Source organism: Pseudomonas sp. SDO55104_S430 (assembly GCF_054070595.1).
On the sequence record NZ_JBSVXG010000136.1, the window covers coordinates 1 to 16,015 of the forward strand.

The 16,015-nt window shown below is 60.8% G+C and carries 15 protein-coding genes; 4 read left to right on the forward strand and 11 right to left on the reverse strand.

Going from position 1 to position 16,015, the window contains the following annotated elements:
* Positions 1-68: 68 nt before the first annotated feature.
* Both ACW9JE_RS20885 and ACW9JE_RS20890 read right to left on the reverse strand, forming a co-directional pair.
* The gene (locus ACW9JE_RS20885) at positions 69-725 is read right to left on the reverse strand and encodes a peroxiredoxin-like family protein (RefSeq protein ID WP_457433798.1); all 657 of its coding nucleotides are present in this window, start codon (positions 723-725) and stop codon (positions 69-71) included.
* A 214-nt stretch (positions 726-939) separates the two neighbouring features.
* Positions 940-2,145 carry an MFS transporter gene (locus ACW9JE_RS20890; RefSeq protein WP_457433799.1) on the reverse strand — a complete coding sequence of 402 codons (1,206 nt, stop codon included), beginning with the start codon at positions 2,143-2,145 and terminating at the stop codon, positions 940-942.
* Between the two features lie 222 nt (positions 2,146-2,367).
* Between ACW9JE_RS20890 and ACW9JE_RS20895 the strand changes: the two genes are divergently transcribed.
* A complete protein-coding gene (locus ACW9JE_RS20895) occupies positions 2,368-2,997 on the forward strand; it encodes a hypothetical protein (protein WP_457433800.1) in 630 nt (209 codons plus the stop codon).
* A 185-nt stretch (positions 2,998-3,182) separates the two neighbouring features.
* Here the strand turns inward: ACW9JE_RS20895 and ACW9JE_RS20900 are convergent, their stop codons facing one another.
* From ACW9JE_RS20900 to gcl, 8 genes are all read right to left on the reverse strand, one after another.
* Complete coding sequence (locus tag ACW9JE_RS20900) at positions 3,183-4,178, reverse strand: sulfate ABC transporter substrate-binding protein (protein WP_224537170.1); 996 nt, start codon at positions 4,176-4,178, stop codon at positions 3,183-3,185.
* A 95-nt stretch (positions 4,179-4,273) separates the two neighbouring features.
* Positions 4,274-5,098, reverse strand: a complete 825-nt coding sequence (locus ACW9JE_RS20905) for an ion transporter (RefSeq protein WP_224537168.1) — start codon at positions 5,096-5,098, stop codon at positions 4,274-4,276.
* Positions 5,099-5,119: 21 nt separating this feature from the next.
* Positions 5,120-6,034 carry an urea transporter gene (locus ACW9JE_RS20910; protein ID WP_224537166.1) on the reverse strand — a complete coding sequence of 305 codons (915 nt, stop codon included), beginning with the start codon at positions 6,032-6,034 and terminating at the stop codon, positions 5,120-5,122.
* Positions 6,035-6,181: 147 nt separating this feature from the next.
* Complete coding sequence (gene pyk / locus ACW9JE_RS20915; protein WP_224537164.1) at positions 6,182-7,597, reverse strand: pyruvate kinase; 1,416 nt, start codon at positions 7,595-7,597, stop codon at positions 6,182-6,184.
* Positions 7,587-8,867: a glycerate kinase type-2 family protein gene (locus ACW9JE_RS20920; RefSeq protein WP_224537162.1), complete on the reverse strand. Its 1,281-nt coding sequence runs from the start codon at positions 8,865-8,867 to the stop codon at positions 7,587-7,589. Before ACW9JE_RS20920 ends, pyk begins: the two co-directional genes overlap by 11 nt.
* Positions 8,868-9,027: 160 nt before the next feature.
* Entirely contained in the window at positions 9,028-9,921 is an 894-nt protein-coding gene (locus ACW9JE_RS20925) for a 2-hydroxy-3-oxopropionate reductase (protein ID WP_224537161.1), read from the reverse strand.
* 148 nt (positions 9,922-10,069) lie between these two features.
* Positions 10,070-10,852 carry a hydroxypyruvate isomerase gene (hyi, locus tag ACW9JE_RS20930; RefSeq protein WP_224537159.1) on the reverse strand — a complete coding sequence of 261 codons (783 nt, stop codon included), beginning with the start codon at positions 10,850-10,852 and terminating at the stop codon, positions 10,070-10,072.
* Between the two features lie 143 nt (positions 10,853-10,995).
* Complete coding sequence (gene gcl, locus ACW9JE_RS20935; protein ID WP_224537157.1) at positions 10,996-12,771, reverse strand: glyoxylate carboligase; 1,776 nt, start codon at positions 12,769-12,771, stop codon at positions 10,996-10,998.
* A gap of 268 nt (positions 12,772-13,039) precedes the next feature.
* Here gcl and ACW9JE_RS20940 point away from each other — a divergent pair, with 268 nt between their 5' ends.
* Positions 13,040-13,480, forward strand: a complete 441-nt coding sequence (locus ACW9JE_RS20940; protein ID WP_457433801.1) for a GlcG/HbpS family heme-binding protein — start codon at positions 13,040-13,042, stop codon at positions 13,478-13,480.
* A 214-nt stretch (positions 13,481-13,694) separates the two neighbouring features.
* Complete coding sequence (locus tag ACW9JE_RS20945; protein WP_224537154.1) at positions 13,695-14,153, forward strand: REP-associated tyrosine transposase; 459 nt, start codon at positions 13,695-13,697, stop codon at positions 14,151-14,153.
* Between the two features lie 128 nt (positions 14,154-14,281).
* On the opposite strand, the gene ACW9JE_RS20950 is transcribed toward ACW9JE_RS20945, so the two are convergent.
* Positions 14,282-14,887 (reverse strand): TetR/AcrR family transcriptional regulator, encoded by a 606-nt coding sequence (locus ACW9JE_RS20950; protein WP_175376903.1) that lies wholly within the window; start codon positions 14,885-14,887, stop codon positions 14,282-14,284.
* Positions 14,888-15,021: 134 nt separating this feature from the next.
* Between ACW9JE_RS20950 and ACW9JE_RS20955 the strand changes: the two genes are divergently transcribed.
* Positions 15,022-15,936, forward strand: coding sequence for a DUF808 domain-containing protein (locus tag ACW9JE_RS20955; protein WP_224537152.1), 915 nt, complete (start codon positions 15,022-15,024; stop codon positions 15,934-15,936).
* The last annotated feature ends 79 nt before the right edge of the window (positions 15,937-16,015 follow it).

Consider the following 16,015-nt stretch of genomic DNA (forward strand, 5'->3'; position numbering starts at 1 on the left):
TGCAAATGTCGACTGACACAACGCCTTCGCGAGCAAGCCCGCTCCCACATTAGAGCTGTGGTGTTTTATCAACCGCGAATCGCATCCAGCATCGCTTCCGGCTCCGGCCGTTGAGTGTAATCCGGGTTGACCTCCGCGTATCGAATCACACCGTCCTGCCCAATCACATAACGCGCCGGCATTGGCAGCGTCCAGGATGGATCATCGTTGAAAGCGGGCAGGTCGTTGCGCAGGTTTTTGTACAACCCGATCAGATAATCCGGCAGCGCGAAACGCAGACCGAAGGCTTTTGCCACATCGTTATGGGTATCGCTGAGAATCGGAAACTGCAGGCCGTTGGTGCGCATCGACTTGCGGCTGTTGGCGGCGATCTGTGGCGAGATCGCCACCAGGCTTGCGCCGGCCTGCTGCAGTGTCGGCAGGAAGTCCTGCAACGCTTGCAGCTCCAGGTTGCAGTACGGGCACCAGACACCGCGGTAGAAGGTCAGCACCAGCGGCCCCTTTGCCAGAAGGTCCGCGGACGACACCGGGTTGCCATCAGGGTCCTTGAGGGTAAACAGCGGCGCCTTGTCCCCGACCTTGAGCGCACGGTTCGCCGCGCCCGATGCAATCAGTTCGGCAGTGGCCCGTTCCATGATCGGATGGATTTCAGCCGGAGCGTTGTACGGCGGTTTACCGGCCTTGAAGTCGGCTTTGAAGGCATCGAGTTTTGCTTGCAGGGTCATGATCGTATCCCGTGTGAGAAAGCCGGTTTGGCTGGGATCAATGGTGACCTTGGGCAGGCGAGGGCGGAACGCAGGTGGGAGGCATAGGATTAATGCCTGGGGGGAATGCTTCCTTTTAATCGTCGTCTGCAAGACAAAACGCTTCGCGGGCAAGCCTCGCTCCTACAGGTCTGCGTAAAACCTGAGCGAGGCTTGCCCGCGAAGCTTTTGGCGATCAGGCGGTCGCCAGCGACGGCTCCTTCGCGACACTCAGGAACCGCAACAGCGCCAGCAACGGAAACGCGCTGCCCACCAGCACGATCCACAACCACCCGCCATGTTCATACACCGCGCTGGCGACCGATGAGCCGAACGCGCCGCCGATGAAGATGCTGGTCATGTAAAGCGCATTCAGGCGGCTGCGGCTCTTGGCGTCGAGGGCGTAGACCGCGCGCTGGCCCAGGACCATGTTCATCTGCACGCAGAAATCCAGGACCACGCCAGTTACTGCAAGACCAATGACGCTGTAGGCCGGATGGATGAACGCCGGCAGGAAACTCAGGCTGGCGAACAGCAGTGCCAGCAACGAAGCGATGCGGGTGTGGCCGGCATCGGCCAGGCGCCCGGCGATAGGCGCTGCGACCGCACCAATGGCACCGACCAGGGCGAAAATCGCGATCTGCGATTGCGACAAGCCATGGTTGCGTGCCAGCTCCAGCGGCACGGCGGTCCAGAACAGGCTGAAGGTGGCGAACATGCAGCCTTGGTAGAACGCCCGCTGGCGCAATACCGGTTGCTTGCGCAGCAGGGTCCAGAGCGAGCCGAGCAACTGGCCATAGGACGCACTGTGATCAGGCTGGCGCTTGGGAATGGTCACCGCCACCACGATGCTGATCGCCACCATCAACAGCGCCGCGACGATAAACATCGCACGCCAGCCGAAGTGGTCGGCTATCACGCTGGACACCGGTCGCGCCAGCAGAATGCCCAGCAGCAGCCCGCCCATGATCCCGCCGACCACCCGGCCACGGGACTCTTCCGGCGCCAGATGCGCGGCCAGCGGAATCAGGATCTGCACCGACACCGAGCTGAAGCCCACCAGCAGCGAAACCAGCAGGAACACATTCGGCTGATCGGTGAACGCCGCGCCCAGCAGGCTGGCAATCGCCACCAGATTGGTGATCATCATCAGGCGGCGGTTTTCCAGCAGGTCACCCAATGGCACCAGGAAGAACAGGCCCAGGGCATAGCCGATCTGGGTCAGCGAAACGATGAAACTGGCCAGGCTGTTGCTCAGGCCGAGGTCCGGCGCGATCAGGCCGATGATCGGCTGCGCGTAATAGAGGTTGCCCACGATCGCCCCGCAGCAGAAGGCGAAAAGCAGCACCATGCCTCGGGTCATTGTCACGGTGCCGTGAGGCACCTGGGTCGCTGGATTCATAACGTGTCTCGCTAGGCTTGAGAGAATGCATGCAGGCTAATGGCCCGACCGGTACGGCAGAAGAGGGATTGGAGTGATAGCAGTCATTCCGTTGCGGAATGAGTGACGATTGGCCGATGGGCGTCGCGTCGAAAATTATGAGTCCGATGATACATTCACTTACATCTTGTTCGATAGCGTGCTTATGTTCTCTTTCCGGTTTCGTCACAGGAGGACATGTCCATGAATGCAATGCACCGTCACATTGTTCACGCTGTTTCGCTGGTCACTCTATTCGCTCTCTTTAGCGCCAATCCTGCCTTGGCCGAGGATGCGCCGGGCTTGCGCATCGGTGTACGAGGCGAGATTACCGGAGTCAGTCCCGACGCTCTGAAAGTCCATGCCAACAGCGGTGAGAACGTTGTGATCAACCTGACCAAGGACACCAAAGTGCGCGCCGTCACCCTGGCCAACATCGAAGACATAAAGCCCGGGAGCTACATCGGTTCTGCTGCCATTCCCCAGGAAGATGGCAGCCTCAAGGCGCTGGAAGTCCATGTCTTTCCGCCGGAGCTGGCGGGCAGCGGCGACGGTCACCGGCCCTTCGATCTGGTCAAGGGCAGCAGCATGACCAACGGCAGCGTCGGCGATCTGGTGGTCAGTAATGGCCGTGTGCTGACCGTAAACTACAAGGGCGGCCAGCAAAAGATTCTGGTGCCAGAGGATGTGCCGATCGTAAACCTGATGCCGGGGGATCGCAGCTTGCTGAAGGTAGGCGTGAAGATCGTCACCTTCGTGACCCAGAGTGCCGACGGTACGCTCACCGCGCAATCGATCTCGGCGGGAAAGGACGGTGTGACGCCACCGATGTAACACCCTCTGCGCAAACCTGACCTGACACCCTCATCTGTAGGAGCGAGGCTTGCCCGCGAAGACTGACCTCCAGGCGACATCGATGTTGGGTCTGATGGCCTATTCGCGGGCAAGCCTCGCTCCTACAGTTCTGGGTGTAAAAAAGGCGACCTCATGAGGCCGCCTTTTCCATTACCGCTCAGGTCTTACTGCGTATAGATCTGATCGAAAACCCCACCATCATTGAAGTGAGTCTTCTGTACGGTGCGCCAGTCACCGAAGGTCTTCTCCACCGACAGGAAATCCACTTTCGGGAAGCGGTCGGTGTGCTTGGCCAGCACCGCAGGATCACGCGGACGCAGGTAGTTGGCAGCAGCAATCTCCTGGCCTTCCGGCGACCACAGGTACTTCAGGTATTCCTCGGCGGCGGCGCGGGTGCCTTTCTTGTCGACCGATTTGTCGACCACCGATACCGGCGGCTCGGCTTCAGCGGAAACGCTTGGGTAAATTACTTCGAACTGGTCGCGACCGAATTCGCGGGCGATCATTTCCGCTTCGTTTTCGAAGGTCACCAGCACGTCGCCGATCTGGTTGGTCATGAAAGTGGTGGTAGCGGCACGGCCACCGGTATCGAGCACCGGCGCCTGCTTGAACAGCTTGCCGACGAATTCCTTGGCTTTGTTCTCGTCGCCGCCGTTTTTCAGCACGTAGCCCCAGGCGGACAGATAGGTGTAGCGGCCGTTACCCGAGGTTTTCGGGTTTGGCACGACCACTTGTACGCCGTCCTTGAGCAGGTCCGGCCAGTCTTTCAACGCTTTCGGGTTGCCCTTGCGGACGATGAATACGGTGGCCGAAGTGAACGGCGCGCTGTTGTTCGGCAGACGGGTGACCCAGTTGTCCGGGACCAGTTTGCCGTTGTCGGCCAGGGCGTTGATGTCGGTGGCCATGTTCATGGTGATCACATCGGCGGGCAGGCCGTCGATCACCGAGCGCGCCTGTTTGCTGGAGCCACCGAACGACATCTGCAGGGTGATGTTCTCGTTGTGCTCGGCCTGCCAGTGTTTCTGGAACGCAGTGTTGTAGTCCTTGTAGAAATCGCGCATCACGTCGTAGGAAACGTTGAGCAGGGTCGGTGCGGCTTGAGCCATGCTGCTCAGGGCCAGGCCAGCGGCCAGGAGTGAAGCGCCAAAGATTTTTTTCACTGCGAATTCCTTGTTCTCTATTTGAAAATTGAGGCAATTTGCCAGCGACTATAGCCGGGCTTGCATAGTCCCTTAAATATTAAAAAGAACTTTGCTTATTCCAATTTCTTGAACAGTGCATTGCCACAACGCGAGCAGAACGCAGCGCCGTGTTCATGGCTGTTTTTGCGGCACACCGGGCAGTCATGTTGCAGTTGTTCACCGCGCAGGGCGTTGGCCAGTTCGGCGGTGAAAATCCCGGTGGGCACGGCGATGATCGAGTAACCGGTGATCATCACCAGCGAGGAAATCACCTGGCCCAGCGGTGTCTTCGGCACGATGTCGCCAAAGCCCACAGTGGTCAATGTCACGATAGCCCAATAGATGCCTTTGGGAATGCTGGTGAAGCCATGTTCCGGGCCTTCGATGACATACATCAGCGTGCCGAACACCGTCACCAGGGTGCAGACGCTGACCAGAAACACCACGATCTTCTGCTTGCTGCCGCGCAGCGCCGACATCAGATAGTTGGCCTGCTTCAGGTACGGGCTGAGCTTGAGCACACGGAAAATCCGCAGCATCCGGATGATCCGGATAATCAGCAGGTACTGGGCGTCGGAATAGTAGAGGGCAATGATGCCGGGGACGATCGCCAGCAAGTCCACCAGCCCGTAAAAGCTGAAGGCGTAACGCAGGGGCTTGGGCGAGCAGTAAAGCCGCAGTATGTACTCGCCGAGGAAGATCACCGTGAAGCCCCACTCGATGTACGCCAGCACGTCGGCGTAATTGCGGTGAACGGTGTCGATACTGTCGAGCATCACGATCACCAGGCTGGCGAGGATGATTAACAGCAAGATGCCGTCGAAGCGCCTGCCAGCCTTGGTGTCGGTCTGGAAAATCATGACGTAAAGCTGTTCACGCCAGTTGTTGCTGCTGTCCATGGATAACGCCTGAAACGAAGATCAGCGCAGCCTAGGTTGATTGTCCCCGTGAGCGCAAGGCGTGTTATCGACAGCGGTTTTGCCGAGCATCTGAATGCCGGCGCGGATCAGCCAGCAGGCGAGGATGAACGGCGCGGTCAGTGTGGCGAGGCCCACGGCGGCGAACAGCGGCGTCAGCAGCAGCGCCAGGACGATGCCGAGCAGCGGCAGCCACGGATGCTGGCGTTGCGCACTGAAGGCGAGCGCGGCCAATACCGCGTTGTAACCGCCCAGACCCAGCAGGGCCGTGCCGGTTTCGTGATGCAGCAGGCTGGAACCCAGGCCGATGGCAGAGGCCAGCAGTGCCCAGCAGAAGGCGCGGCGATCGGCGATCAGCAAACCGGCGGCAATCATCGCCCCGGCCAGCGGATGATCGAGGAACATCACCTGGCCGAAGCCTTTGAGCAACGCGGCAAACAGGTTCGCGGTATCCAGTTCAATCGGGGCGGTGGCGGTCGAAGGCTCAGCAAAGCACAGCAGCAACCAGCTCAGGCCCACGAATGGCGCGGTGTAGGCGGGCACGCATTGGTTGACCCGGGCGCGCTTGAGCCACTGCTGGGTGATGATCGCGCTCAGGCCACCGGCGGCCAGAATCAGCGGCGGCATCATCGCCGACCAGGGGAAGTACAGGCTCAGCAACAGGCCGATCAGCACGCCGTTGTAGCTGAACAGACCGGCCTGGCGATCGGCCTTGGCGTAGTTGCGTCGCTGCGCGGTGAGCAGACCGGCGACGCCACCGAGCAACGCGCCACCGAGCAATGCCGGTGCGGTGAAGAGGATGGCGGATAGGCACAGCAGGCCGCAGAGCGGATGGCGCTGGAGGAATATCTGACTGAAGCCGTTGAGGAACGCCTCGGCCCAGTCGGGGCAGTGGGTGTTGAAGTGATTGGCAGGCATGGCAGTTCAAAAAAAGTCAGTGGACCGAGTTGCCTGCATCGCGAGCAGGCTCGCTCCCACACTGAATCTGCGTTCAGTCTTGATCCTGTGCACGACACAAAACCAATGTGGGAGCGAGCCTGCTCGCGATGAGGCCGGTATGGCGTTCTAGATCAACGTCTCGATACGCAATGAGTTAGTCGACCCCGGCTGCCCAAACGGCACACCCGCCGTGATCAACAAGGTGTCGCCACGCTCGGCCATGCCCTGGGCCTGGGCGATTTCCAGGGCCGTCGAGCAGACTTCATCCACCTGGCGCAGACGATCATTGACCACCGAGTGCACGCCCCAGGCCACGGTCAGGCGGCGAGCGGTCTGCAGGTTCGGCGTGAGGTTGAGGATCGGCACGGTCGGCCGCTCACGCGCGGCGCGCAAACTCGAGGCGCCCGATTCGCTGTAGTTCACCAGCACCGCCACCGGCAGCACGTTGCTGATGCGACGGATCGCGCAGCTGATCGCGTCGGACACCGTGGCTTCGGCTTTCGGTCGGCTGACGTCGAGCTGGGCCTGATAGTCCGGGCCGTTTTCCACCTGGCGGATGATCTTGCTCATCATCTGCACGGCTTCCAGCGGGTACTCGCCGGACGCGGTCTCCGCCGACAGCATCACCGCATCGGCGCCTTCGGCCACGGCGTTGGCCACGTCAGTGACTTCGGCGCGGGTCGGTGCCGGGGAGAAGCGCATCGATTCGAGCATCTGCGTGGCCACCACCACCGGCTTGCCGAGTTGGCGGCAGGTGCTGATGATGTTTTTCTGGATCTGCGGCACACTTTCGGCCGGCACTTCCACGCCCAGATCGCCACGGGCAACCATGATCGCGTCGCTCAGTTCGGCGATTTCCCGCAATTGGGTCACCGCCGATGGCTTCTCGATCTTGGCCATCAGAAACGCCCGGTCGCCGATCAGCGCGCGGGCCTCGCGAATGTCTTCAGGGCGCTGTACGAACGACAGCGCCACCCAGTCCACACCCAGTTCCAGGCCGAAACTCAGGTCGCGGCGATCCTTGGCGGTCAGCGGGCTTAAGTCGAGCACCGCTTGCGGGACGTTCACGCCCTTGCGGTCCGACAGTTCGCCGCCGTTGAGCACCGTGGTGTCGATGGCGTCGTCGTACTTGCTGACCACCCGCAGGCGCAGCTTGCCATCGTCCAGCAGCAGGTCCATGCCCGGCTCCAGAGCGGCGATGATTTCCGGGTGCGGCAGGTTGACCCGGCGCTCATCCCCCGGTGTGGCATCGAGGTCCAGGCGCAGGGCCTGGCCGCGCACCAGTTGCACCTTGCCTTCGGCGAACTTGCCGACCCGCAGTTTCGGGCCTTGCAGGTCCATCAGGATACCCAGCGGATAGTTCAGCTGGCGCTCGACTTCACGAATCCACTGGTAGCGCTTGGCGTGGTCGGCGTGATCGCCGTGGCTGAAGTTCAGGCGGAAGATGTTGACCCCGGCCTGCACCAGTTCGCGGATGTCGTCGATTCCGTCAGTGGCGGGGCCCAGGGTGGCGAGGATTTTTACCTTCTTGTCAGGCGTCATGTTTAGGGCTCTCGAGAATCAGGATGGCGCGGAAGTCGTTGACGTTGGTGCGGGTCGGCTCGGTGACGATCAGCGCGTCCAGCGCCTGGAAGTAGCCGTAGCCATTGTTGTTATCCAGTTCGTCGCTGGCGCTCAGGCCCAGTGCGGCGGCGCGGGCGTAGCTGTCCGGGGTCATGATGGCGCCGGCGTTGTCTTCGGAGCCGTCGATGCCATCGGTGTCACCGGCCAGCGCATAGACGCCGGGCAGGCCCTTGAGGCTATCGGTCAGGCTCAGCAGGAACTCGGCGTTGCGTCCGCCACGGCCGTTGCCGCGCACGGTGACGGTGGTTTCGCCACCGGAGAGGATCACGCAGGGCGCCGCCAGCGGCTGACCGTGCAGCACCACTTGGCGGGCGATGCCGGCGTGGACTTTCGCCACTTCGCGGGATTCGCCTTCCAGATCGCCGAGGATCAGCGGGCTGAACCCGGCCTGGCGGCATTTCACCGCCGCCGCTTCCAGCGACTGCTGCGGACGGGCGATCAACTGGAAGTGACTGCGGGCCAGGCTCGGATCGCCGGGTTTGACGGTTTCCGATTCTGGGCTTTGCAGCCAGGTGCGCACGGAGGCCGGCACTTCGATGTTGTAGCGCTTGAGGATTGCCAGCGCTTCTGCCGAAGTGCTTGGGTCGGCCACGGTAGGACCGGAAGCGATGACCGTGGCGAGGTCGCCCGGTACATCGGAAATCGCGTAGGTATAAACAGTGGCAGGCCAGCAGGCCTTGCCCAGGCGTCCGCCCTTGATCGCCGAGAGGTGCTTGCGCACGCAGTTCATCTCGCCGATGGTGGCGCCGGATTTGAGCAGGGCCTTGTTGATCGACTGCTTGTCGGCCAGGGTGATGCCGGCCGCCGGAAGCGCCAGCAGGGCTGAACCGCCGCCGGACAGCAGGAAGATCACGCGGTCACTTTCGCTCAGGCCGCTGACCAGCTCGAAAACGCGCTTGGCGACGGCTTGACCCGCCGCGTCAGGCACCGGATGCGCGGCCTCGACCACTTCGATTTTTTCGCAAGGGGCGCCGTGACCGTAACGCGTCACCACCAGACCGGACACTTCACCCTGCCAGCAGCGCTCGACCACCTGGGCCATGGCGGCCGCGGCCTTGCCGGCGCCGATGACGATCACTCGACCGGTGCGGTCGGCAGGCAGATGGGCTTCGAGGACTTGCTGCGGATGGGCCGCGTCGATGGCTGTGGCGAACAGCTCGCGCAGGAATTGTTGCGGATCGACCGACATGGCGGGCTCCCGGGAATTCTTGTTATTTGATGGGAAACGCTGATTCCTCTGTAGGAGCGAGGCTTGCCCGCGAACCGGACACCACGGTGTTTCTGCTGCACCGAGGGGTGTTCTTCGCGGGCGAGCCTCGCTCCTACAGGGGATGAGGCTGGGGCAGGGCTTACTTCTTGTCGCGAATCGAGAAGTTGGCCATGTGTTCCAGACCCTTGATCAGCGCCGAGTGGTCCCAGTTGCTGCCACCGATGGCCGCGCAGGTGCTGAACACTTGCTGGGCGTTAGCGGTGTTCGGCAGGTTGATGTTCAGCTCCTTGGCGCCTTGCAGGGCCAGGTTCAGGTCCTTCTGGTGCAGGCTGATGCGGAAGCCTGGATCGAAGGTGCCCTTGATCATGCGGTCGCCGTGTACTTCGAGGATCTTGGAGGACGCGAAACCGCCCATCAGCGCTTCACGCACCTTGGCAGGATCGGCGCCGTTTTTCGAAGCGAACAGCAGGGCTTCGGCCACGGCCTGGATGTTCAGTGCCACGATGATCTGGTTCGCCACTTTCGCGGTCTGACCGTCGCCGTTGCCACCGACCAGGGTGATGTTCTTGCCCATGGCCTGGAACAGCGGCAGGGCGCGTTCGAAGGCATCGGCGTCGCCACCGACCATGATGCTCAGGGTCGCGGCCTTGGCACCGACTTCACCGCCGGACACCGGGGCGTCGAGGTATTGCGCGCCTTTCTCGTTGATTTTCGCGGCGAAGGCCTTGGTGGCGGTCGGCGAGATCGAGCTCATGTCGATCACGACCTTGCCCTTGCCGATACCGGCGGCAACGCCGTCGGCGCGGAACAGTACGTCATCGACCTGCGGGGTATCCGGGACCATGACGATGATGAATTCGGCTTCCTGCGCCACTTCTTTCGGGTTGGCCAGGGCGATGGCGCCAGCGGCGACCAGGTCGGCAGGCGCCGCGTCGTGGTGGGCGGACAGGAACAGGCTGTGACCGGCTTTCTGCAGGTTCGCCGCCATTGGGTGGCCCATGATGCCGGTGCCGATGAATCCGATTTTAGCCATGAGAAAATCCTCTTGTTTTTATTGCTCTGTTCGCAAAATTCTTGGGGTGTCAGCGAGGACGCCTTCGCGGGCAAGCCTCGCTCCTACAGACAACCCGGCCCCTGTGGGAGCGAGGCTTGCCCGCGAAAAACGATCACGCGGTACCTGATCAGATCGCGTTATGGGTCTTCAGCCAGCCCAGACCCGCTTCGGTGGTGGTCAGTGGCTTGTATTCGCAGCCGACCCAACCCTGATAACCGATGCGGTCCAGGTGTTCGAACAGGAAGCGGTAGTTGATTTCACCGGTGCCCGGTTCGTTGCGCCCTGGGTTGTCGGCCAACTGGATATGGTTGATCTCGCCCAGGTGCGCAGCCATGGTGCGGGCCAGGTCGCCCTCCATGATTTGCATGTGATAGATGTCGTATTGCAGGAATAGATTGGCGCTGCCGACCTGCTCGCGAATCGACAGGGCTTGCGCCGTGTTGTTCAGGTAGAAGCCCGGGATGTCGCGGGTGTTGATCGCTTCCATCACCAGCTTGATGCCCGCCGCCTGCAGCTTGTCGGCCGCGTACTTGAGGTTGGCGACGAAGGTTTTTTCCACGGTGGCATCGTCCACGCCCTGTGGACGGATACCGGCCAGGCAGTTGACCTGGGTGTTGCCCAGCACTTGCGCGTAGGCGATCGCCAGATCGACCCCGGCGCGGAACTCTTCGACACGGTCCGGCAGGCAGGCAATGCCGCGCTCGCCCTTGGCCCAGTCGCCGGCCGGCAGGTTGAACAGCACTTGAGTCAGACCGTTGGCATCGAGCGTGGCCTTGATTTCGGCAGAGCTGAAGTCGTAGGGGAACAGGTATTCGACACCACTGAAGCCGGCCTTGGCGGCCGCTTCGAAACGGGCGAGGAAATCCTGCTCGGTGAACAGCATGGACAGGTTGGCTGCGAAACGCGGCATGGTGGTCTCCCGTAAATCTTGTGTAGGCCCCCAAACTGTGGGAGCGAGCCTGCTCGCGATAGCGATGTGTCAATCAACATTGATGTTGAATGTGCCGGCCTCATCGCGAGCAGGCTCGCTCCCACAGTGGGAACAGTGAGCTGTCAGTCGAGCAACGAAATCGCAGTCGGTGCGTCGTTGCCGACCAGCGCCAGGTCTTCGAATTCGTTGACGGCGTTGATCTCGGTGCCCATCGAAATGTTGGTCACGCGCTCCAGAATAACCTCGACGATCACCGGAACCTTGAACTCTTCGATCATCTGCTCGGCCTTGCGCAGGGCCGGGGCGATTTCAGAAGGTTCGAACACGCGCAGTGCCTTGCAGCCCAGGCCTTCGGCGACCGCGATGTGGTCGACGCCATAACCGTTGAGTTCCGGCGCGTTCAGGTTATCGAAGGACAGTTGTACGCAGTAATCCATTTCAAAACCGCGCTGCGCCTGACGGATCAGACCCAGGTACGAGTTGTTCACCACCACGTGGATGTACGGCAGCTTGAACTGCGCGCCTACCGCCAACTCTTCGATCATGAACTGGAAGTCATAGTCGCCCGACAGCGCGACAACCTTGCGGCTCGGATCGGCCTTGACCACGCCCAGCGCTGCCGGAATGGTCCAGCCCAGCGGGCCTGCCTGACCGCAGTTGATCCAGTGACGCGGCTTGTAGACGTGCAGGAACTGCGCGCCGGCAATCTGCGACAGGCCGATGGTGCTGACGTAGCAAGTGTCCTTGCCGAATACCTGGTTCATCTCTTCGTAAACGCGCTGCGGCTTGACCGGCACGTTGTCGAAGTGAGTCTTGCGGTGCAGGCTGGATTTGCGCTGCTGGCAGTCTTGCAGCCAGGCACTGCGGTCCTTCAGCTTGCCAGCGGCTTGCCACTCGCGAGCGACTTCGATGAACACAGTCAGCGCGGCAGCGGCGTCGGAGACGATACCCAGGTCCGGGGTGAACACGCGGCCGATCTGCGTGCCTTCGATGTCGACGTGAATGAACTTGCGGCCTTCGGTGTAAACGTCGACCGAACCGGTGTGACGGTTGGCCCAACGGTTACCGATGCCCAGCACCACGTCGGATTTCAGCATCGTTGCGTTGCCGTAACGGTGCGAAGTCTGCAGACCGACCATGCCGACCATCTGCGGGTGATCGTCTGGAATGGTGCCCCAGCCCATCAGGGTCGGGATCACTGGAATGCCGGTCAGCTCGGCGAATTCAACCAGCAGGTCGCTGGCGTCGGCATTGATGATGCCGCCACCGGCTACCAGCAATGGACGTTCGGCCTGATCCAGCAATGCCAGGGCTTTTTCCACTTGAACGCGGGTAGCGCTTGGTTTGGCCAATGGCAGCGGCTGATAAGCGTCGATATCGAATTCGATTTCCGCCATCTGTACGTCGAACGGCAGGTCGATCAGCACCGGGCCTGGACGGCCGGAGCGCATTTCAAAGAAAGCTTTCTGGAACGCGTAAGGCACCTGGCCCGGCTCCAGAACAGTGGTCGCCCACTTGGTGACTGGCTTGACGATGCTGGTGATGTCGACAGCCTGGAAGTCTTCCTTGTGCATGCGGGCGCGGGGTGCCTGGCCGGTAATGCAAAGGATCGGGATCGAGTCGGCCGAGGCGCTGTAGAGCCCGGTGACCATGTCGGTGCCGGCAGGGCCGGAGGTGCCGATGCACACGCCGATGTTGCCGGCCTTGGTGCGGGTGTAGCCCTCGGCCATGTGCGACGCGCCTTCAACGTGGCGAGCGAGGACGTGATCGATGCCGCCGACCTTCTGCAGGGCGGAGTACAGCGGGTTGATGGCGGCACCAGGGATGCCAAAAGCGGTATCAACCCCTTCACGGCGCATCACCAGAACGGCGGCTTCGATTGCTCTCATTTTGCTCATGGTTTTGTGCCTCTTTACGTTTTGTAATTGTATACAAGTGGCTTTGCGCCGAGTGTATTCACGGCAAGCGGCGCAGGTCAATTTATTTTCTCAAGCAACCGTTTCATTCGTCGGAAGCCCTTTCTACTGTGGCTTTTCGTCGCATGTGGCGCTTTTCGAGAATTATTGTATACAAAAAAATAACTCATTGTGTTCTATTTGTTGCATCGGGCTGCGGCAGAAAAGCGCAGCCCAACGACTTTCCGAAAAACAAAATGAGGACGGCACCATGAGCGCTTTAACCTTGAAAGTCGCAGTCAAACTGGTCGACGAGGCCATCAACGCGGGACGGGCGATATCCGCCGCACCCCTGACCATCGCGGTACTGGACGCCGGCGGGCATCTGGTCACCCTGCAACGCGAAGACGGCGCCAGCCTGCTGCGCCCGCAAGTCGCCATCGGCAAGGCCTGGGGCGCCATCGCCCTGGGCAAGGGCTCCCGCCTGCTGGCTCTGGACGCCCAACAACGCCCAGCCTTCATCGCGGCATTGAATAGTCTTGGCCAAGGCAGCGTCGTCCCGGCCCCGGGCGGCGTACTGATCCGTGATCAGGCCGGCATTGTGCTGGGGGCGGTGGGGATCAGCGGGGATCTGTCGGATGTGGATGAGCAGTGTGCGATCACTGCGATCGAGGGGGTGGGGTTGAGGGCGGATGCTGGGGTGGTGGCTTGATTTGAGTTGTAGAGTCTGACCTGACGTCATCGCGGGCAAGCCCGCTCCCACAAGGTTCAGGGGTGTACATATGATTTGTGTACACCATCGACCACTGTGGGAGCGGGCTTGCCCGCGATTGCTATTAACCAGACACATCCAGCTAAAGGTCTGAATGACCTTCAAGCATTTCCAGAACTAGCCTTCTCTGACTTTCATCATGAGGGGCAATGGAATGCCTGATCTACCTGCTTCACATCGCTTGCGAACGGGCCGCTATGCTGAGCCCTATCGAATCTACTTACTGACTTCCAATACGATTAATCGAGAGCCCATTTTTGATGATTTCAGATTGGGCAGATTGGTTGTGCATCAATTTCGCCACGCTCAGAACCTGGGGTTAGCAAAATCGCTGGCTTGGGTCGTCATGCCAGATCACTTTCACTGGTTGGTCGAATTGGAGAATTGTTCGCTCAGCAATCTGATGCGAAAAACCAAATCATTGATTACCCGAGATGTAAATCTGTCCAGCAATAGAGTCGGGCCGCTTTGGCAGCAGGGCTATCACGACCGGGCACTGAGGCGAGAAGAAGATCTGGTGAAGATGGCGCGGTATGTTGTTGCTAACCCGTTGCGGGCAGGGCTGGTAAAGCAGCTTGGCGACTATCCACTGTGGGATGCGATCTGGCTTTAAAGCTGAAATTGAGTTGCCCCAATCGCGGGCAAGCCCGCTCCCACAGGGATTGATGGTGAGTTTGAATCCTGTGAACACCCTCGATCTTTGTGGGAGCGGGCTTGCCCGCGATGGGGTCAATGAGGTCTTCAGTCCGGCTCACACCCTTTGAGCACCAACCGCGTAATTGTCTGCGCCGCCGCCTCATAATCCGCCTCATCCAGCCTTTCCTTGCCGGTGATAGCCGTGATCTGCCAGTCGAAGTCGGCGTAGGTCTGGGTCGCGGCCCAGATGCTGAACATCAGGTGGTTGGGGTCGATGGGGGCGATCTGGCCGCGGTCGATCCAGGTCTGGATGCAGTCGATGTTGTGCTTGGCCTGGCTGTTGAGCTGTTCGACCAGGTCGGTGCTCAGGTGCGGTGCGCCGTGCATGATTTCGCTGGCGAACACCTTTGAGGCAAACGGCAGGTCCCGGGAGATGCGGATTTTCGAGCGGATGTAGCCGCTCAGCACTTCGCTGGGCACCCCGTCAGGATTGAACGGCGTGGAGGCCTGTAGAATCGGCTCGATGATGCTTTCCAGGACCTCACGATAGAGGTTTTCCTTGGATTTGAAGTAGTAGTAGACGTTCGGCTTGGGCAATCCCGCCTTGGCTGCGATGTCGCTGGTTTTGGTCGCAGCGAAGCCCTTGTCGGCGAATTCTTCACTGGCGGCACGCAGGATCAGTTGTTTGTTGCGCTCGCGGATAGTGCTCATAAACCAGGTGGTTCCTTGCCTGTACTGGCGGTGGCGCATGGTAGCACCGGCCTTCGGCGGCGCTCAACAATGCTCCGTGCGGCGCACGAGCGCGCTATGCTGCACGGCATTCATTAAAGAAGGAAACCCGATTCATGGCAGGAAGCAGTTTGCTGGTGCTGATCGACGACATCGCGGCAGTACTCGACGACGTCGCCTTGATGACCAAGATGGCCGCCAAGAAGACCGCCGGCGTATTGGGCGATGATCTGGCGCTTAATGCCCAACAGGTCAGCGGTGTGCGCGCCGAACGGGAAATTCCCGTGGTCTGGGCAGTGGCCAAGGGTTCGTTCATCAACAAGCTGATCCTGGTGCCGTCGGCACTGGCCATCAGCGCTTTCGTGCCGTGGCTGGTCACGCCCTTGCTGATGCTCGGCGGCGCTTATCTGTGCTTCGAAGGGTTCGAGAAACTGGCCCACTCGTTTCTGCACAGCAAGGCCGAAGATCAAGCCGAACATGCCGATCTGGTCGAAGCCGTGGCGGACCCGGCGGTGGATCTGGTGGCTTTTGAGAAGGACAAGATCAAGGGCGCGATCCGTACTGACTTCATTCTTTCGGCGGAAATCATCGCCATCACCCTGGGCACGGTGGCGGGCGCGTCGCTGACCCAGCAAGTGATCGTGCTGTCCGGTATCGCCATCGTCATGACCATCGGCGTTTATGGTTTGGTGGCGGGCATCGTCAAGCTCGATGACCTGGGTCTGTGGCTGACACAAAAGCCCGGGCAGATGGCCAAGAGCATCGGCAACGGGATTCTGCGCGCGGCGCCGTACATGATGAAAAGCCTGTCGGTGATCGGCACGGCGGCGATGTTCCTGGTGGGCGGCGGGATCCTGACCCATGGCGTGCCGGTGGTGCATCACTGGATCGAGAGTGTCAGCGCAGGGGCCGGTGGTGCCGAGTTTATCGTGCCGACGCTACTGAATGCGGTGGCCGGGATTGTGGCGGGGGCGGTGGTGCTTGTGGCGGTGACGGTGGTCGGCAAGATCTGGAAAGCACTGAAAGGCTGAAGGCTGCAACCAATCAAAACTGTGGGAGCGGGCTTGCTTGCGAAAGCGGTGTGTCAGACATGCAAATGGTGACTGACGC